The following is a 17,375-nucleotide window of genomic DNA, read 5'->3' on the forward strand; positions in this document are numbered from 1 at the left end:
CTTTGCCCCCGAAGGAGCCGGGCCGCTGGACAATGCTGGCCTTTTTTGAGACGTTTGTTGCACCTGCGGCCGCGCCTTGTGCTGCCCCTGATTCTCCTGATTCGGTATTATTCCGGGAGGCAACCGGTGTTACTACCAACTACCGTTCTATCTGCCTACCTTTGCTCTCCCTAACCTAAAGAACCAAATGGACGTTAAAAATAATATTCTCGAAACCATCGGCAACACGCCTATGGTACAGCTCAATAAAGTAACCAGTGAGTTGCCCTGCCGCGTGCTGATGAAGGTGGAAACCTTCAACCCCGGCCATTCCATCAAGGACCGCATGGGCCTGAAAATGGTGGAAGACGCCGAAGCAGATGGCCGCCTGAAACCCGGCGGCACCATCATTGAGTGTACCTCTGGTAACACCGGTATGGGCCTCGCCCTCGCCGGCTGTGTGAAGGGCTACCGGTGCATCTTTACTACCTCCGACAAGCAGAGTAAAGAAAAATTCGACATCCTCCGCGCCATGGGCGCCGAAGTGATCGTTTGTCCCACCAACGTTACCCCGGACGATCCCCGCAGCTACTACTCCGTAGCTGAGCGCCTGAGCAAAGAAATTCCGAACAGCTACTGGTTCAATCAGTACGATAACCTGAGCAACCGCAAGGCCCACTACGAAAGCACCGGCCCGGAAATCTGGAAACAAACCGACGGCAAAATCACCCACATGATCGTGGGCGTAGGAACCGGTGGAACCATCTCCGGCACCGGGAAATACCTCAAAGAACAGAACCCCGACGTCAAAATCTGGGGCGTAGACACCTACGGCTCCGTCTTCAAAAAGTACCACGAAACGGGTGAATTCGACGAAAAAGAAATCTACCCTTATATCACCGAAGGAATCGGCGAAGACATCCTGCCCAAAAACGTCGATTTCGACGTTATCGACCACTTCGAGAAAGTAACGGACAAGGACGGTGCCGTAATGGCCCGTCGCCTCGCCCGCGAGGAAGGTCTGCTGCTGGGCTACTCGGCGGGAAGCGCCGTCGCCGGTCTGCTGCAAATGAAGGACGAACTCAGGCCCGACGACCTGGTCGTCGTGGTTATCCACGACCACGGAAGTCGCTACGTCGGGAAACTGTACAACGATAACTGGATGCGGGAGCGCGGGTTCCTGGATACCGAACTCCGGGTCCGTGACCTTGTCGCACTAAAGAAAGACGCCGCCTTTGCCGGGATCGAGCAAAGCGCCACGGTTCGTGAGGCCCTGAAGATGATGAAGGAGCACGAGTTCAGCCAGATGCCGGTCGTAAATGGCGATGAATCGGTTGGATCAATTATTGAGACCGATGTGCTTAACTTCCTGCTGGCCAATCCAATGGAGAATGCGGAGAAGCCGGTCTCTGAGATTATGCGTAAGCCTTTCCCGGAGGTGAGTACGGATATGTCACTGTCTGAACTCGGCAAGCACATCACCAAAGAAAACCCGGCTGTAATCACTACCGATCGTTCCGGTAAGAAGATTCTGGTGGCACAGTACGACATCCTGCAGGCAATCTAAAAAGTCGTTTCTGAGATGATCCGTAAGCGTTTAGTCCCGGGCGTCAGTCAATGGCTGCCCGGGGCTAAACGCTTTTTTTGTGTTCAGCCAGGGCTGAACCCTCACAGAATTTAACGAATGCTCCCTTACCTGTATCGAGGTTCAGAGCGGTCAGGTAGCCCATTCCTTTGTAGGAGTGTGCACACCCCGAATCGATGCAGACCCGTTGGGCCGTCTGCATATTCTCGATTCCGAATTTGACGGAGTTCACCGGTTCCGGCGTATGGCCATGAACGATGATGCGGTCGCCGAGCCAGTCGCGGTCTGTCTCTTCGTACCAATACCGGATCCAGAGCATATCGTAGGTCGCGTCCAGTGGGTCTTCTGCCCGGAAATTCAGGCCGGCATGAACAAGGATGTACCCCGGCGTTTCGTGGTAATAATCGAGACTCAGCATCCAGCGGCAGACCTCCTGGTGCCGGCTAATGGGGACAACACCGGAGTGCTCGCCCCGGCCCACCTCATTGATGAACATTTGCTCGTGGTTGCCACGCAGGCATTTCACTTTGTAGCCTTCTGCCTGCAACTCCCAGATGTGCTCGATCACTCCCATACCATCCGGCCCCTTGTCGATATAATCACCGAGCAGAAAGAGTTCGTCTTCTCTGCTGAAATTGATTTCGTGGAGCAGTGTTCTAAAGGTGGCCGGGCAGCCGTGGATGTCGGAAATAGCGTAACGGGGCATATGTGTGGCTTGGGTTGCGCTTTTAAAAACGATGCATCGGGGGAGATTGGTTGCGTCGGGATTTAAAAGTCTACCACAAACGTGTAAAGGCTGGCTGCTACTGGTTTTTCCGCGTACAAAGTCGGTAGGAGCTTATTAGTTTGGCTTACGGCCCGGTTGCAGTACCGGGCGACTTTATTCATCTCTGCTAATAACTCGATCATGCAAAAATTGTTCTTTTTCTCCTTTTTTTGTCTTTTCATCCTCTGTTCGGGGGAGCTTTCGGCCGCCGACTATTTCGTGGCGAAAACCGGAAACGATGCCAATGACGGCTCCGGACAAAGGCCGTTTCTTACCATCGGGAAAGCTGCTGAAGTAGCGCAGGCGGGAGATGTGGTTTACATCTTTTCGGGCAGCTACGAAGAAACCCTGCGGCCCGCCAATTCTGGCACTCCGGGGAGCCCCATTACGTTTCGGGCGGTGGAGGGGGAGCGCGTCATCCTCACCGCAATGGAGGCGCTGAATGGTTTCACTCCGGACGCAGGTGGTATCTACAAAGTTGCGGTAGACTGGGACCTGGGACAGCAAAACTTTGTGATGAATGGCTCCGCTGCGATGGACCTCGCCCGCTGGCCAAACAATACCGACGGAGACCCATTCACCCTTAATCACCTGCGCAACGACGGCGGTAGCCCGGGGGAAACCGAAATAAACGCATTCTTAACCGACAGCGATATCCCTGATTTTGACTGGACGGGGGGCTCGCTTCTGTTCTACGGCGACCGGCCGGGATCAGGCTGGACTACCTGGAAAGCATTCATCAAATCCAGCTCCACCGGCCGTGTCAATTTCGACCTGATCAAGGATCAGGAATGGATCAGAACTTTCCATCCTCCCGCCGACGGCGGAGACTACTTCCTGGAGGGAATCAAAGATGCGTTGGACTATGAAAACGAATGGTGGTTTGATGAGCAAACCCGAACCCTGTACGTGCAACTGCCCGGGGGCGAAGCCCCCGCCGACGGCCAGGTTCAGATGCGCCGCCGCGAACTTGCCGTAGACCTCAATGGCCGCAGCTACATCAATCTGGAAGGCTTCGCCGTTTTTGGCGGCGGTATCGACATTGAAGGAGAAGGCAACCGCCTGTTCAAAATGTCGAGCTTTTACGGAAGCTACACCCGCGGAGTAACCCGTAATTTCCACGCCGAAAGTCGTGCTGTTGACGTGAAATGGAACGCTGTCAACACCGTCATCGAGCAGTGCGAAATCGCCTTCGGGGCAGGTTCCGGGGTTTGGGACAGCGGATCGGGAACAAGGATCGAAAACAACTACATCCATGACTTTAATTTCCTGGGCGACTACGATGCGCCGCTGATGGTCAGAGGCCAGCGTGATGCTCTCGTGACCCGCAACACCATCCGAAGAGGTGGACGCGACGCGATCCAGATCATCAGCAAAAATTCACGTGTATCTTACAACGATGTCTCGGAGAGTAACCTGATTGCCGACGACTGTGCTTTGCTCTACACCATCGGCCTTGACCTCAATATGGAAATCGATCACAACTGGTTTCACGACGCTCAGAGCAGGGGAACCCTGAAAAAAGCGGCCGGGATTTACCTGGACAATGACCCCGGTAACGTGAAGGTGCACCACAACGTTGTTTACAACACCGAATGGTCGAGCATTCAGATGAACTGGAACGCCACCAACATTGAAATCTACAATAATACCCTGTGGGACGGCGAAGCGGCCTTCGGGGCCTGGCACCTGGCGGGAACGGCCTTCAGCAACGTCAAAATCTGGAACACCCTGACCAATATGAACTCACTCGAGCCTCAGGCCGACAAGCAAAACAATAAAGTACTGCAGGATAGCGCTGAGCCTTTCACCAACGAGGCTGCTCTGGATTTTACGTTAGTTTCCGGGGCTTCTGCTGTTGATTTTGGCCGCGAAATTCCCGGGTTTACCGATGGATTCATGGGAGCTGCACCTGATGCCGGTGCCTATGAATCAGGTGCCGATCGCTGGGTTGCCGGTATCGATTGGGAAATAGAGCGGGGGCCAAATGAGACCTGTTACTACCTGCCGGGAGAGGGTGAATGCAGCAGGTTTCCGGTAGCTACGGGAAACCCTTTTTCCGGCAATTCCGGCTTGGAAATCTTCCCTAATCCGGCGTCTGAGAGGCTTCACTTCAAGGACCTCAATCCTACGGCGGTACTCCGCATTTACGACTTCAACGGGCGGGTGGTCCGCACCTCGATCCGCTCTTCCGAATACAATGACGGGGTCGATATCAGCGGTCTGACTCCGGGGATGTACCTGATATCCGATGGGGTAGGGGCTTCGGCAAAATTCCTTAAGCAGTAGGCAGGCGGCAGTGCTTTTGGGCGCGGCCGCGGGTGCAAAGACGGTTAATGTACCACGGGATCACCAGCTGGCGGTGGTCCCGTGTATAAGCAAGCCACTCCGACGCCAGCTGCAAAACCGATAACCGGCCGTGGACGCGCTTTGCTCAAAGTCTTGCCCCTTCGCGGGCTACGTGAACCAGGAGGAGGGTGCAGCACACCCTCAGCCCTGCGTAAAGCCAGGGCAGCGTTTGCACAATTGCCGTTGTGATGAAACCTTTATTGTAACCCGTCATGTTGAGCGTCATCGCCGCTTCGGGAATACCGAAGGTGAGCCATTCGAAGATCAGGCCAGCAATATATCCCGCTACGATCAGCAGGTTCATGCTTGTGTTTTTCCAGGAGTAGTAACGGAACAGGACCAGAAGGATGAGGCCAATGGCCCAGAGCAATTGTGGTCGGCCTGACGAGAGTAATGGTTCGTCGGACAGCATGTAAAAGATGGTTCCGCACATCAGATGAACCGCGGCGGCGGTTACTATTCCGGCTTTGCTGTCGGAGAAACGGTACTGCTGAATCCGGGTTTCCATGACGGTATGGTTGGGTAATTATAGTCTACGTAATTTAACGAAAAATCGGGTATTGCGCCAATTCATTCGACCAATGGAGGAGGAAGGCAGACCGTAAACTCTCTTTGCACCTGCGGCCCCGCCCTGCTATTCGTAACCAGCCACAAATACTTTTCGGAACCCGCACAAATGCCTGGCGCTGCCGTTTAATTGTTTCAACTAAGTGTCAGCGAATGCAAACCCCCACGCAAGTAACCAATATACCCGGCGAAAGCCCTGAAATCGAAAAGATCGAACTTAAGTACCTGAGCATTCAGGAGTACCAGCAACTCCGTGAACTGATGGAGGAGGCCTACGCCGTTTTGCCCGATTCAGCCTGGGAGCGCGAAGAGATTCAACGGCTCATCGATTGCTTCCCCGACGGGCAAATTGCTATTCTCATCGACGGGCAACTCGCTGGTTGTGCCCTCAGCATCATCATCGATTACTCGAAGTTTTCCGACAATCACACGTACGGGGAAATTACCGGTAACTATACCTTCAGCACACATACTGAAGAAGGAAACCTGCTCTACGGAATCGATGTATTCGTTGCGCCTGAGTTCCGCGGACTTCGTCTCGGTCGGCGCATGTACGACTACCGTAAAGAATTGTGCGAAAAACTCAACCTCGAAGGCATTCTCTTTGGTGGTCGTCTGCCGCAGTACCACCTCTACGCCGAAGAGATGGGACCGCGTGGCTACATCGAAAAAGTGAAGGCGCGGGAAATTCACGACCCTGTCCTTAATTTTCAGTTTGCTAACGACTTCTACGTAAAAAAGGTAATCAAAGGTTACCTGGAAGGGGACGCCCACAGCATGGAATACGCTGCGCTGCTGATGTGGAACAACGTACTGTATACCGCCCCTACCAAGGAGTTGAAAACAGAAAAAAGCGTGGTCCGGCTTGGCTTGGTGCAGTGGCAAATGAGACCCTACAGAACCCTGGATGTTCTGATAGAACAGATGGAGTATTTCGTCCAGACGGTGAGCAACTACCGGTCTGATTTTGCTCTGTTTCCTGAGTTTTTTAATGCTCCGCTGATGGCGGAATACAACGACCTTTCGGAACCGGATGCAATTCGGAAGCTGGCTGAATTTACGGAGCCGATTATGCGTAAATTCAGTGAATTTTCGATCCAGTACAACATCAACATCATCACGGGGTCTATGCCTTCGGTCGAAAATGGTGCGCTCTACAACGTTGGATACCTGTGCAAGCGTGACGGTACCATCGAGAAATTTTATAAACTACACGTTACCCCGGACGAAGCCAAAGTATGGGGTATGACCGGCGGAAACCTGGTAAGAACATTTGATACCGACTGCGGCAAAATCGGTATTGTAGTCTGCTACGACGTGGAATTCCCGGAGTTGCCCCGTATCATGGCGGAAGACGGTATGAATATCCTGTTCGTGCCGTTCCTGACCGACACCCAGAACGCTTACAGTCGCGTGCGTCACTGTGCCCAGGCACGAGCCATCGAAAACGAATGTTACGTCGCCATCGCAGGATCGGTCGGAAATTTACCGAAAGTGCACAATATGGACATACAGTACGCCCAGTCGATGGTGTTCACGCCGTGTGATTTTGCCTTCCCCAGTAACGGTGTAAAAGCGGAAGCGACACCGAATACGGAGATGATCCTCGTTGCTGATGTGGATTTAGACCTGCTTAAGGAACTGCACGAGCATGGTTCCGTACATAATCTGCGCGACCGGCGGACGGATGTTTATCGTCTGGAGTTGAAGGGCAAGGCCAGCAGAGAGTAAAACGTGAAGATTTTCCGGAGCTGTATCAGCGGTCTGTCTTAGGGCAGGATACTTTTTTCTTCGTAGAAAGGGTTTTTCTTTTGCCAACTTCCACACTTAAACATTCCGGAATATGCAACGAACGCTTTTCTCCCTGCTGATCCTATTTGCTCACATTGCTTTTCTGCAAGCGCAAACTGCGGACCTGCGGGTGCGCCTGCTGAATATGCCAGGCGTAAGCATCGAAATGATAACGCCTGGCAAAGGAGACGGAGATATCTACGAGCTGATGGTCCGTCAGATGATCGATCATGAGGATAGCCTGAAGGGTTTTTTCTACCAGAAAGTTTACCTCAATCATGTCGGCTATGATCGTCCGGCGGTCATCGTTACTGAAGGGTATAACCGCGACCGGCCCCGAACCTACGAACTGACCAGGTTGCTGAACGCGAACCAGATTCAGGTGGAACACCGCTTTTTTGGTAAGAGCGTACCGGATTCTATGGATTATCGTTTCCTGAACCTCAAACAGGCAACTGCTGATTTACACCATATCCGCCAGCTACTGGGGGAGGTTTACGAGCAAAAATGGATCAGCACCGGCATCAGTAAGGGCGGAGCAACCACCATCTTTTACCGCTACTTTTACCCCGACGATGTCGCAGTCAGCGTTCCTTACGTTGCTCCCATCAACCGCGCTTACGAAGAGACGCGTTTGTACACTTTTCTGGATACCATAGGGAGTGAGGCCTGCCGGATGGATATTGATGCTTTCCAGCGCCGGATGCTGAGGAACAGAGAAGAAATATTGCCTTTGTTGAAGTTTTACAGCCTTGGTGCCCGGACCAGTTATACTTATCTTAACCTGGAGCAAGCCTTTGAATACGCTGTACTGGAATATCCTTTTTCTTTCTGGCAGTATGGCCAGGATTGCAGTAAGATTCCTACCGTAGATACGCCTCTTCACGAGGCGCTTATTTACCTTTTGGAAGTATCCGGTATCGATTTTTTCAGCGACGCATCGGTAGACCAGTATGTTTCTCATTATTACCAGTCGGCCACCGAAATGGGATACTACGGCTACCGGACAAAACCGTTCGAAGACCTCATCGAAACCCTGCCGACTGGTCAAAATCCGATGGCGCTTTTCTTCCCGAAGCCTATGACGGATGCTTTTAATGGTGAATTGCTGAAAAAGGTTAACGAATGGTTGGCTGGCAATCAGGCCAATCAAATGGCTTATATTTACGGAGGCGTTGATACTTGGACGGGCAGTGCAGTCCCAGAAAACGACAAGGTAGATGCCGAATGGTTCGTACTGCCGGGGAAGCACCACGGCAACGCCAGGATAAAGGGAATGACGGAAGCCGAATATGAGCGCTTCGTTGCTTGCCTGGAACGCTGGTTAGAATTGGAATTGGATTAGGATTGTACCCCGATAAACCTGTACGTTATGACAAAAGCCAAGTACCTCTTTGCGCTTATGCTGCTGCCGTGCGCGCTCTGCGCGCAAGCAAGCTATTTCCCACCCACCAATTCGTTCAACTGGGATACCATCTCCCTGGAAGAAGCCGGTTTTTGCGCCGACAACGAGCAAGCGCTCTACGATTACCTTGAGGAGACCAACACCGATGCTTTCCTCTTGCTCAAGGACGGAAAGATTGTGATGGAGCAATACTTCGGCAACTTCACCCGCTTCTCGTCTCATCTATGGAATTCCGCCGGAAAATCATTGATGGCGTTTACGGCCGGCATTGCAGTCGGGCTGGATTCTCTTAACGTAGAAGACCCGGTTGCCGACTACCTTGGGACCGGCTGGACCAATTGCCCGGAAACCGAAGCCGCCATCCGGGTGATTCACCAACTTACGATGACCAGCGGACTGTCTGATCAAACAATCGAACTGTTCTGTACCGACCCCGAATGCCTGGTATGTCTGGCGACGCCCGGAGAGCGATGGGCCTATCATAACGGCCCCTACACTTTGCTGGGCGAAGTGATTGAATCTGCCGTTGAACAAGACTTGAACGATTTCATCGACGATCGTATTCAGGCCCTGACGGGGATAACGGGAAGCTTCTCTTACCTTGGCGACAACAGAATCTACCTGAGCAATGCAAGGGCAATGGCCCGGTTCGGGCTTCTGGTTGCGAACGAAGGGACTTGGGACGGCACTCCCGTTATCAATGATCCGGAATATTTTCGGGCTATGATCAATAGCTCGCAGGACATCAACCCCTCTTACGGCTACCTTTGGTGGCTTAACGGAAAAGACAATTACCGGTTGCCGAGCTTGCAAACTGATTTTCCGGGCCCCATTATGACCGAAGCCCCCGCCGAAACGATTGCCGCGATCGGGAAGAACGGGCAAATCATCAACGTGGTTCCATCGCAAGGGCTGGTAATGGTCCGCATGGGAGGGAGCCCAAGTGATGATTCATTAGTGCCGACATTCTACAACGATTCTATCTGGTCCAGAATCAACGCGCTGTCCTGTACTACGACAATTGAAAACCGGGTCGATGTTTCGACCCTTAGGGTATTTCCCAACCCCGCAGCTGAAGAGATCCGGGTCTCTGCAACCAAAGCCATGCTTAGGGGCGCGATTTATAACTATGCCGGAGACCTGCTTCGGGAGGCGCCCGTTACGGGCGCGACCGACGCAAGCATATCCCTCGCCGGACTGCCGGCGGGTTTATTACTCGTCCGCATCGGCTTTGCCGATGGCTCGTACCGCTGGGAAAGGGTAGTACGGCAGTAAAAGAATCGCTTAAAAGAAACTGCGCACCTTATCAACGATATAAGCGAGAGTGGCCTCGTCGAATTCAGAGTGCATAGGCAGAGAGATGACCTCTTTGCATAGCAAATCTGTAACGGGCAGAAAATCAATATCGTTGGCCGCTGTTCCACGGAAAGCTTCCTGGTCGTAGAGGGGAACGGGGTAGTAGATCATACTCGGAATTCCAGCTGCTTTCAGGTGTTCCTGCAGCGCATCCCGACGACCTCCATCGATACGCAAGGTGTACTGGTGGAAGACATGGGTGCTGTTCTCCTGGCGGGCGGGCGTCAGCAAACCTTCCAGCCCCTGAAGGTGAGCATCGTAGTAATCGGCAGCCTGGCGGCGGCGATCGCAGTAGCCCTCTAGGCGGGGGAGTTTGCAGTTTAAAACTGCAGCCTGAATAGAATCCAGGCGACTGTTACATCCTACTACATCGTGGTAGTAACGACGGCTCTGCCCGTGGTTGGCCACCTTGCGCAGCTCATCCGCTAGTTCTTTGCTATTGGTATTGATGGCACCTCCGTCTCCGTAAGCACCAAGGTTTTTGCTTGGGTAGAAACTCGTGCAACCGATATCTCCGATAGCGCCAGTACGAACACGGCGGCCGTCGGAAAAAGTGTACACCGCGCCAATAGACTGTGCGTTGTCTTCCACAATGTGGAGGCTGTGCTCGTTGGCCAGTGCGATAATGGGCTCCATATCGCAGCTCTGCCCGAACATATGGACGGGAATGATGGCCTTGGTCCGCGGGGTAATGGCAGCTTCAATATCTTCGGCACGAATGTTGAACGTACGCGGATCTACATCTACCATGACCGGGCTCAGGCGGAGAAGAGCGATGATTTCAGCGGAGGCGACATAAGTAAAGGCAGGAACGATGACTTCGTCTCCCGGCTCAAGGCCCAGGGCCATCAGTGCGATCTGCAGTGCATCTGTGCCGTTGGCACAGGGAATCACGTGCTGAACACCCAGGAAATCCTCCAGTCCGGCCTGGAACTGTTTTACTGCAGGGCCATTTATGAAGGCTCCGCTACGCACTACATCGAGAATTGCCTGATCCACTTCTTCCTGCATGGCTGTATATTGGGCCTTCAGGTCTACCATCTGGATGTTGGTGGGAGGAACAGAAGTGTTTTCAGGGGTGCTTGTGGTGGTAGCCATGATCAGGATAGTTTTGTGGCGCAAAGGTAGTGCTTCGTGCTTCTTTAAAATCTTCGCTATGTAAAATTATCAATCAGGAGAGCAAATACATCCTGTTCCGGATCGGTTGAATACTTATACTCACCTCATGTGACCGAGGGGAGTATCCATCTGGGATTGTTGGGTTGGCTGCGCCCCGGAACTTCTGTCGACAAAGCCCCTGACTTCGTAGATTGTTCTTTGTGCGTAACTCAGGATTAACTTTATTTGTCACATAATCAAAATGTACCTAATCATGGCCAAAACACGGATGACCCCCTTCAGCCGATTGCTCCTTTTTCTGCTGGTATTCCTTCCCCTTGCTTATTTTGGAGCTAGCTATTACAACGGTGAAGATCCGGTTGCCAACATCAAGAATGCACTCGGGATGAACGATAGCCCTCGTACAGAGCAACCTTCGGGCAGTACTACCTCTAACAGTTCCGACAATAAGCCTGCCACTTTTGAAAACGTACAAGACCTCCGCGATGAGATCACCGAGCTCAAGGTAGACCTGGCAGTTACGAAAGAAAAACTTGCCCGGTGTCAGGCCGATAACGTGGAATAGAAAACAATACTACAAGTCGGGTGAGGAGCAGGGGGCTTTGTCGGTCTCCTGCTCTTCAGGCCCTGCACTCGCTACAGCTTTCAAATGCATCGTCTCAAACTATCCATACACGAGTTTTTCTATACCCTTCTGGCGTTTCCCCGCGCCTGGCGCTTCATGCGCAATCATCGCCTTTGGGAGGGACTGCGTGAATACGGCTGGGTAGCCCGTTCGCTGGTTGGAATCGGTGTTTTCGGAGCTGCTTATGTGATCTTCGAAGCGGTAGACTGGTACGATCATCATGCTGATGCGCCGCTTTCAGCCATGATGAGCGGGGAAAGCCTCTTTCTGCAATGGTTCAACGAACTTACGGGCTCCTTCTCGGAAGGGCTGCTCAACTGGGTAACCCTCATATTACTTGAGGTGGTAATCTACCATTTCATGCGCAGGACGCTGCAGATTGTCCTTAAGAAGAACGTCGAGAATGCTCACACTTTCAAGCCTTTCGTAAATGCCCAGATTCGTATGATTATGGTGTCTACCGTAGCTTTGGTAGGCGAGGCACTCATCCTCAACGCTGGGGAAATGATTACTGATGGCCCGGTTTTCTGGCTGTTCTCACTCTTCATCCGCTCTACGATGCTGGGGTACGTGATCGCTGATAACTACAACGAACAATTCGGACTATCCATCGATCAAAGCCGCAGACACTTGTACCGCGGCTATATCGGTATCTGTTTCGGCCTTGGGTTGCCGCTTCTGCTAATGATGAAGGTCCCGTTCTTCGGCACTGTACTGGGCCCACTGGTAACTTCGGTAACGGCTGCTATCGTGCTGCGCGAGAAAAGTGATTTGCACATCATCGGGTACCAGATGAACGAAAAAGAAAGAGCTGCCGCGGAAAAGAAGGCCGCAAAAAAAGCCCGAAAGCTTCAAAAGAAGCGACAACGCTCTGTTGCTTAGGCAGGTACAACGACCAAGGATACCAGAGCGGCAATGAAAAATCAGAAACTTTTACGAAAGGCTTTGATGTTAAAGAATCACCGCATATATTTGCGTCCGCTTAAAGAAGTTAGCCGCTTTAAGACACTCCAAATGGGGGATTAGCTCAGTTGGCTAGAGCGCTTGCATGGCATGCAAGAGGTCACCAGTTCGACTCTGGTATTCTCCACAAGGCTTTTGGCCGATTTCTTTCCACAATTTACAAAAAGTGGCAAAAGAAAGTGGCAAAAAGTGGCAAAAAAGCCCCTTGATCTGAAAAGGTTGAGGGGCTTCTGTCGTTCAAGGACTAAGAAAGTTTAGAATCGAAAGCCTGGAAATGATGCGGACCATCAACCTATGGTGATCCGTTTCTAACACTTCGAGGAGTTCGGTGTGGCAAACGTAAATACTTTCCTGTGTGATCTCTTTGATCAATTTGGATGATAGCTATCCTCTTTGAAGCTTTCTTCTAGTTCTCCTTTGGTGGTTTGTAAGAGGTTGTTGAGTCGTTTCCCCGCAGTAAGCCACGAAGTAAATTTTCTTCGATACGAGTGACAAGCTTTTGTCTTTTATCAATCATCTCAGGGAGTGCATTGAGAAATTCGTCTCCTGTTCAGAGCCTTGCGTTAGCTACCATAGCCTGCCATCGGATCACCTGGATAATTGCCTTTTCTTCGTCTGATAAGATGGAATAACTTGGAAACCTCTTACTCGTTAGTGAAACGAAACTTGATATGGCTTCTTTACTATCAAATCATAAAGAGTCCAACTCATCAAGTTCTAGCTTAACACTTTCGATAAACTCTTCAGAATCAAGAATGGGTTCTGCATTAGGATTAGGCATTGAGTTGGCTGAGAATAAAACCTAGTTTGACTTATTTTACTTAAAACGAATCTATTTGTCAATTGCGTAAAAAGTCTATGTGTAGTAAAGCTTACGTTCTTTACCTACTAGATTATACCAGTTTTGAAGGTCGTTAGAAATCAAAAAATTCTCTCTAAAGTTAGACTTTGTGTCTTCCTGAACCTTTTTTAAAACTCTTTCTAAGATGTTTTTATGCTCTACAACAAGCAGTACCCTATATCCTCTCTTAAACTCCAAGTGGTTCGGAATAGCACCTACTTTTAGTGCTAGTACATGAAGTTCAATCTTCTGAGTAATCTTCTTTAGGTCGACTCCCTGCTCTACCTCAACGAGGTAAAGTTCCTCCTGCTTGGATGTTTTTATTATCCCTATTAGATCAGGTTCAAAACTCTTGCCAATTAGGGGGATATTCGTTTTCTTCCCTGGATCATAGTATTTACTACAAAACTTCAAATTGTGCTCACTAAGCAAAATTTCTACATCTACTGTGCGTAATCTATGATCAATTTCTAAAGGCCTCTTTTTATATTTCTTCCTCCCACAACCACCGAAACGCTTAGCTCCCTTGTGGCTTAGATGAAAAAACGATTCATAAGTCGGTCTTCTCCATTCATGTACATAGCCGTCCTTTATTAAGCCTCTCAATATGGGAGAGAGGTTAGAGTTTGTGGTTCCGACACCTAAATTTATAAGCTGCCTGTAGGTTAAAAAATGGTATCTCTTTAGCCCTTCTATTACTTTTTCCCAGATTCTCATTCTTGTAACCTTATTCTGCATCGTCAATGAACACATCTGTACTAAAGTCTGAAGGCTTATCAGAATTCACATTCCTTGGCTTTGAATCTATTTTGACATAGTACTTGTCAATCATGGATTGGTTAAGCCGTTCCTTCACTTCTTCCGCCACATCATGCTTTCCTGAAAGTAAAAAATTAGGCGCAATGAAGCTTGTTGTCCTATCATGCGTCTCAATGATCCATTCATATTTTTTTAGATTAAGTTGCCCTTCCTTTAAGTATCTCTCGGGGACAATCATAGTACTGAGGTCCGACGTTCTTTTAGCTCTCCCAATTTTTACGCCCACCTGTTTTTTAATGGCAAGTCTACTGTAATCATCTCTTATCTGTTCGATAAATTGATTAGCAAGAATAAGTTTTACTCCAAATTTTCTCATCTCAGAGATGAATTTCTCATAGGCTCCTGTCACAAAGACTTGGCATTCATCAATCCAAAGAAACAATGGTGCTGGTTTCTCGTGAAGTCCTCTTTGTTGAACCATGTTTTTGATAGATGCTAGGAGGAGTTTTGCGAAAGCTGGCTTACTCATTTCTTCAGGCAAACCACTTAAATCGAACAAAATAGTGTTTCCTCCTTTCTTGATAGCCTTACCTAGATTTACAGTTCCTTTCCCCCTAAGAATATTCCTCAATGCTACGTTTTCTAAAAGTAGGTTGAATCTAGCCTCTAAAGCCTTTCGAGTATTTGAGTTTGTAAACTCTTTATTAGCAAATCTCGGGTCAAACCTCGCTGCATCTGTTAATGTCTCTGGCTTAAGAGAGAGTAAGTCTAAGAAAAGATCAAAATGTGGATTCTCTTTACTATAAACGTAATTCACACACATTTGAAGAACACTTATCTGAATGTCTGATACTCCATTAGATTCGAGTACAGCCTTCATTACTCCTGTAACATTTTCTGATGCAAAGCGGATTGTTTTATCTTCACGGTCAGGGATGTCTAAGATGTTAAGTTTGTATGTCCAGCCTTTCTTAAAATCAAGGTCTAAGTAAATGGTGTTTTTACTATTGGTTTGATCAGATTTGTAAATTTCCTTCGCCAAAAGGCCATGAGGGTCAAGTACAATATGAGTTGATCGTGGTAACTTTTCTCTAATTCGGTAAATTTTATGCCTCAACAGAGTAGACTTTCCCGAATTTGTTGCTCCTAAAATATGACAATGAGAGTCGTACTGATGCAGAGGAATTTTGTGTTTAAGTCTCCTAGATTGTCGTAAGTACCTAAGCAATTCACCATGATTAGTATCTAAAAGGCATTTCTCGTAACTTTCTGTATTGTAACTATAGAGGTCTCTATAGAAAGCTCTTTGTGTAGCTGTTTCTATTTTCAAAAACCAGAAGATAATGTAGCGATTAAAATTTTCTTCTTGTATCTTGTCGTTAAATAAGTCGAAGAACTCTCGATAGGTAAATCCTCTATCTGCTTCTAGTTTACCTTGATCTATTTTATAGCACCAATCATTCATTGATTCTATGAGGCCATAACCTTCCTTATAACCTAATTTTATTTTCATGACTAAAAAAGATATAAGCGTTTTAATATCCGTATTGGGAGAAATCATAGGATGGTTATCCAAGGAAAAAAAATACTACCTTGATGAGACATTAATCATTAATGATGTAAAAGATTGGATCGACTCCGAAGAGTACGCTAACGATGATGTAGAAGCCACCCTCAAGAAGTTAGAGGCATATCTTAGGGATTTACGTAAAGGTAAGAGTTTAGAATCTTCTGTGAGGGAGGAAGAACAACTGGAAAAGATAAAAAGCCTAGAAATAGAAATAAAGCTATTAGAGACTAAAGTAGATATGTACGAACGTTTCATGCAACACAAAGAGAAGAAAGTGCCAGACTTTCCTCCTATGCCAGACTTAGACTTTAAAAATTAGATTATGAATAGTAGTCAACTATATGACGCATGGGAATCTCTATCCGACACTTTGCATGATGAAAAGTTAGATGAGTCCATTAATCTCGAAATTGCTCGTGTCGATTCTCAGGTTAAAGTAGCGTTTGAAATATACAGCGAGCTAAATAGCATCATAAAAAGGCAAAATAAAATCATAGAAACTCTAGGAGGTATTTCTAATAAGAAAGACCCTAGGGAAAAGCTTCTAGAAGCAAAGATTAAAGCTGAAAATCAGTACTACACTGAGAGACAGCTACGGATAGCAGATGCACAACGCTACCAGATGGCAATCAATCTTATAAGAGAGATGAAGTCAAAGGGCATGGAAGAGATACCCGACTTCGACCTTCCACCAATGCCTGAACCTCTAGAATTTAAGTGATGAGTAAAGACAAGAAGCCACCAAAGAACTATAGTATCAGTGAGTTTCAAGAGAAACAGGAAAAGAAGCTAGAAGAACTCAGAAAAGAGCTAAGGAAAGAGAACGAAGAAGAGCGTAGAAAGCGTGATGTAGAGAAGCGTGAGTTAGAGGCATGGCAAATGAAGATGATGGCGTGGACACAGCAAACCATTGCCAGTTACACACAGCACATGTATCAGCAGATACATCAAATGAGAGAAAACATCATCGGAATACAACAATCCGTACTGGATGTTAGAAACACTGTTCAAGAGCAAATGTATGGTGTACAGAATCAGATGATGCTTCTTAAGAGTAGCGTAATGGAATTGGACTATCAACAGCAACAGCACGCATTAGATGTCTCAAGGGAGCTACAAGAGTATGCAGGGCTGATAGACTCATTCCAAAGAGATGTCACTTACGAGTTAAAAGACAACTATCAGAAGATGCAAGCACTAGAAAGTGGTGTTCGTACTACGCTTGACGAGTATGATAATCGACTTGAAGGGTATGGAAACAATATACAGTCTCGTTTCTTAGATTTTCGAGAGAAAATATTAGAGATAGATAACAGGGTAACTGATGGTATTGACCAGATTGAAGACTATAGTAGCACGTATGCACTAGAAGCACAGAATCTTAAGCATGAGCTGCGTGATGCTTACAAGACTTTTGAAAATTCTAAGGAGCTATGGGCTTCTGACATCTCTGGCCAAATAAAAGTGCTAGATGAAAGAAGACATCGTATGAACCTAGAGACTATTGTAAGGTCAAAAAACACTAAAATAGGAGAGCTAAAGCAAAAAAACGGCGGTGTATCAAATGTAAGGATGGATAAACCTAAAAAATGCAGTGGAGCAAAATCACTATCTTGATAGTGACAAAACTCTCAAAACATGCTCATCTGCCCCAGCTGCACAAGTGGTAAGATAGTCAAGAATGGCAAGACTTACTACGG

The 17,375-nt window shown here is 48.5% G+C and carries 16 protein-coding genes and 1 tRNA gene; 11 read left to right on the forward strand and 6 right to left on the reverse strand.

What is annotated here, in order from left to right; all coding sequences use genetic code 11:
- Positions 1 to 187: 187 nt before the first annotated feature.
- Positions 188 to 1,546, forward strand: coding sequence for a pyridoxal-phosphate dependent enzyme (locus FUA23_RS16420; protein WP_147931851.1), 1,359 nt, complete (start codon positions 188 to 190; stop codon positions 1,544 to 1,546).
- 64 nt (positions 1,547 to 1,610) lie between these two features.
- Here FUA23_RS16420 and FUA23_RS16425 read toward each other — a convergent pair whose 3' ends face one another.
- Together FUA23_RS16425 and FUA23_RS22595 are read right to left on the reverse strand one after the other, a co-directional pair.
- Positions 1,611 to 2,270, reverse strand: coding sequence for a metallophosphoesterase family protein (locus FUA23_RS16425; protein ID WP_147931852.1), 660 nt, complete (start codon positions 2,268 to 2,270; stop codon positions 1,611 to 1,613).
- A 62-nt stretch (positions 2,271 to 2,332) separates the two neighbouring features.
- On the reverse strand, positions 2,333 to 2,473 hold the full coding sequence (locus FUA23_RS22595) for a hypothetical protein (RefSeq protein ID WP_222707052.1): 141 nt from the start codon (positions 2,471 to 2,473) through the stop codon (positions 2,333 to 2,335).
- Here FUA23_RS22595 and FUA23_RS16430 point away from each other — a divergent pair.
- Positions 2,472 to 4,619, forward strand: coding sequence for a right-handed parallel beta-helix repeat-containing protein (locus tag FUA23_RS16430; protein WP_147931853.1), 2,148 nt, complete (start codon positions 2,472 to 2,474; stop codon positions 4,617 to 4,619). The genes FUA23_RS22595 and FUA23_RS16430 overlap by 2 nt on opposite strands.
- Before the next feature lie 145 nt (positions 4,620 to 4,764).
- On the opposite strand, the gene FUA23_RS16435 is transcribed toward FUA23_RS16430, so the two are convergent.
- The gene (locus tag FUA23_RS16435) at positions 4,765 to 5,187 is read right to left on the reverse strand and encodes a hypothetical protein (protein ID WP_147931854.1); all 423 of its coding nucleotides are present in this window, start codon (positions 5,185 to 5,187) and stop codon (positions 4,765 to 4,767) included.
- Positions 5,188 to 5,399: 212 nt separating this feature from the next.
- On the opposite strand from FUA23_RS16435, the gene FUA23_RS16440 reads away from it, so the two are divergent.
- The 3 genes from FUA23_RS16440 (at position 5,400) to FUA23_RS16450 (ending at position 9,717) form a co-directional block, all read left to right on the forward strand.
- On the forward strand, positions 5,400 to 6,977 hold the full coding sequence (locus FUA23_RS16440) for a bifunctional GNAT family N-acetyltransferase/carbon-nitrogen hydrolase family protein (protein ID WP_147931855.1): 1,578 nt from the start codon (positions 5,400 to 5,402) through the stop codon (positions 6,975 to 6,977).
- Between the two features lie 112 nt (positions 6,978 to 7,089).
- On the forward strand, positions 7,090 to 8,382 hold the full coding sequence (locus tag FUA23_RS16445; RefSeq protein ID WP_147931856.1) for a S28 family serine protease: 1,293 nt from the start codon (positions 7,090 to 7,092) through the stop codon (positions 8,380 to 8,382).
- Positions 8,383 to 8,409: 27 nt separating this feature from the next.
- Positions 8,410 to 9,717, forward strand: coding sequence for a serine hydrolase domain-containing protein (locus FUA23_RS16450; RefSeq protein WP_147931857.1), 1,308 nt, complete (start codon positions 8,410 to 8,412; stop codon positions 9,715 to 9,717).
- A 9-nt stretch (positions 9,718 to 9,726) separates the two neighbouring features.
- Here the strand turns inward: FUA23_RS16450 and FUA23_RS16455 are convergent, their stop codons facing one another.
- Entirely contained in the window at positions 9,727 to 10,896 is a 1,170-nt protein-coding gene (locus tag FUA23_RS16455) for a DegT/DnrJ/EryC1/StrS family aminotransferase (protein ID WP_147931858.1), read from the reverse strand.
- 262 nt (positions 10,897 to 11,158) lie between these two features.
- On the opposite strand from FUA23_RS16455, the gene FUA23_RS16460 reads away from it, so the two are divergent.
- The 3 genes from FUA23_RS16460 (at position 11,159) to FUA23_RS16470 (ending at position 12,632) form a co-directional block, all read left to right on the forward strand.
- Positions 11,159 to 11,482 carry a hypothetical protein gene (locus tag FUA23_RS16460; protein WP_147931859.1) on the forward strand — a complete coding sequence of 108 codons (324 nt, stop codon included), beginning with the start codon at positions 11,159 to 11,161 and terminating at the stop codon, positions 11,480 to 11,482.
- An 84-nt stretch (positions 11,483 to 11,566) separates the two neighbouring features.
- Positions 11,567 to 12,424: a hypothetical protein gene (locus FUA23_RS16465; RefSeq protein WP_147931860.1), complete on the forward strand. Its 858-nt coding sequence runs from the start codon at positions 11,567 to 11,569 to the stop codon at positions 12,422 to 12,424.
- Between the two features lie 134 nt (positions 12,425 to 12,558).
- Positions 12,559 to 12,632: transfer RNA gene (locus FUA23_RS16470), tRNA-Ala, on the forward strand.
- Positions 12,633 to 13,361: 729 nt separating this feature from the next.
- Here FUA23_RS16470 and FUA23_RS16475 read toward each other — a convergent pair.
- Positions 13,362 to 14,063: a hypothetical protein gene (locus FUA23_RS16475; protein WP_147931861.1), complete on the reverse strand. Its 702-nt coding sequence runs from the start codon at positions 14,061 to 14,063 to the stop codon at positions 13,362 to 13,364.
- Positions 14,064 to 14,073: 10 nt separating this feature from the next.
- On the reverse strand, positions 14,074 to 15,618 hold the full coding sequence (locus FUA23_RS16480; RefSeq protein WP_187271099.1) for a type IV secretion system DNA-binding domain-containing protein: 1,545 nt from the start codon (positions 15,616 to 15,618) through the stop codon (positions 14,074 to 14,076).
- Here FUA23_RS16480 and FUA23_RS16485 point away from each other — a divergent pair.
- From FUA23_RS16485 to FUA23_RS16495, 3 genes are read left to right on the forward strand one after another with little or no spacing between them, the layout of a single operon-like run.
- Positions 15,617 to 15,994 carry a hypothetical protein gene (locus tag FUA23_RS16485; protein ID WP_147931863.1) on the forward strand — a complete coding sequence of 126 codons (378 nt, stop codon included), beginning with the start codon at positions 15,617 to 15,619 and terminating at the stop codon, positions 15,992 to 15,994. The two genes, FUA23_RS16480 and FUA23_RS16485, sit on opposite strands and share 2 nt — an antisense overlap.
- Before the next feature lie 3 nt (positions 15,995 to 15,997).
- Positions 15,998 to 16,396: a hypothetical protein gene (locus tag FUA23_RS16490; RefSeq protein WP_147931864.1), complete on the forward strand. Its 399-nt coding sequence runs from the start codon at positions 15,998 to 16,000 to the stop codon at positions 16,394 to 16,396.
- Entirely contained in the window at positions 16,396 to 17,292 is an 897-nt protein-coding gene (locus tag FUA23_RS16495; protein ID WP_147931865.1) for a hypothetical protein, read from the forward strand. The genes FUA23_RS16490 and FUA23_RS16495 overlap by 1 nt, the downstream gene beginning before the upstream one ends.
- The last annotated feature ends 83 nt before the right edge of the window (positions 17,293 to 17,375 follow it).

The organism is Neolewinella aurantiaca (assembly GCF_008014675.1).
GTDB lineage: Bacteria > Bacteroidota > Bacteroidia > Chitinophagales > Saprospiraceae > Neolewinella > Neolewinella aurantiaca.

What these genes read in the sequence shown, in the direction of transcription:
- FUA23_RS16420 (WP_147931851.1), top strand. Translation starts at nt 188, where the DNA reads ATGGACGTTAAAAATAATATTCTCGAAACCATCGGCAACACGCCTATG.
- FUA23_RS16425 (WP_147931852.1), bottom strand. Translation starts at nt 2,270, where the DNA reads ATGCCCCGTTACGCTATTTCCGACATCCACGGCTGCCCGGCCACCTTT.
- FUA23_RS16430 (WP_147931853.1), top strand. Translation starts at nt 2,472, where the DNA reads ATGCAAAAATTGTTCTTTTTCTCCTTTTTTTGTCTTTTCATCCTCTGT.
- FUA23_RS22595 (WP_222707052.1), bottom strand. Translation starts at nt 2,473, where the DNA reads ATGATCGAGTTATTAGCAGAGATGAATAAAGTCGCCCGGTACTGCAAC.
- FUA23_RS16435 (WP_147931854.1), bottom strand. Translation starts at nt 5,187, where the DNA reads ATGGAAACCCGGATTCAGCAGTACCGTTTCTCCGACAGCAAAGCCGGA.
- FUA23_RS16440 (WP_147931855.1), top strand. Translation starts at nt 5,400, where the DNA reads ATGCAAACCCCCACGCAAGTAACCAATATACCCGGCGAAAGCCCTGAA.
- FUA23_RS16445 (WP_147931856.1), top strand. Translation starts at nt 7,090, where the DNA reads ATGCAACGAACGCTTTTCTCCCTGCTGATCCTATTTGCTCACATTGCT.
- FUA23_RS16450 (WP_147931857.1), top strand. Translation starts at nt 8,410, where the DNA reads ATGACAAAAGCCAAGTACCTCTTTGCGCTTATGCTGCTGCCGTGCGCG.
- FUA23_RS16455 (WP_147931858.1), bottom strand. Translation starts at nt 10,896, where the DNA reads ATGGCTACCACCACAAGCACCCCTGAAAACACTTCTGTTCCTCCCACC.
- FUA23_RS16460 (WP_147931859.1), top strand. Translation starts at nt 11,159, where the DNA reads ATGTACCTAATCATGGCCAAAACACGGATGACCCCCTTCAGCCGATTG.
- FUA23_RS16465 (WP_147931860.1), top strand. Translation starts at nt 11,567, where the DNA reads ATGCATCGTCTCAAACTATCCATACACGAGTTTTTCTATACCCTTCTG.
- FUA23_RS16475 (WP_147931861.1), bottom strand. Translation starts at nt 14,063, where the DNA reads ATGAGAATCTGGGAAAAAGTAATAGAAGGGCTAAAGAGATACCATTTT.
- FUA23_RS16485 (WP_147931863.1), top strand. Translation starts at nt 15,617, where the DNA reads ATGACTAAAAAAGATATAAGCGTTTTAATATCCGTATTGGGAGAAATC.
- FUA23_RS16480 (WP_187271099.1), bottom strand. Translation starts at nt 15,618, where the DNA reads ATGAAAATAAAATTAGGTTATAAGGAAGGTTATGGCCTCATAGAATCA.
- FUA23_RS16490 (WP_147931864.1), top strand. Translation starts at nt 15,998, where the DNA reads ATGAATAGTAGTCAACTATATGACGCATGGGAATCTCTATCCGACACT.
- FUA23_RS16495 (WP_147931865.1), top strand. Translation starts at nt 16,396, where the DNA reads ATGAGTAAAGACAAGAAGCCACCAAAGAACTATAGTATCAGTGAGTTT.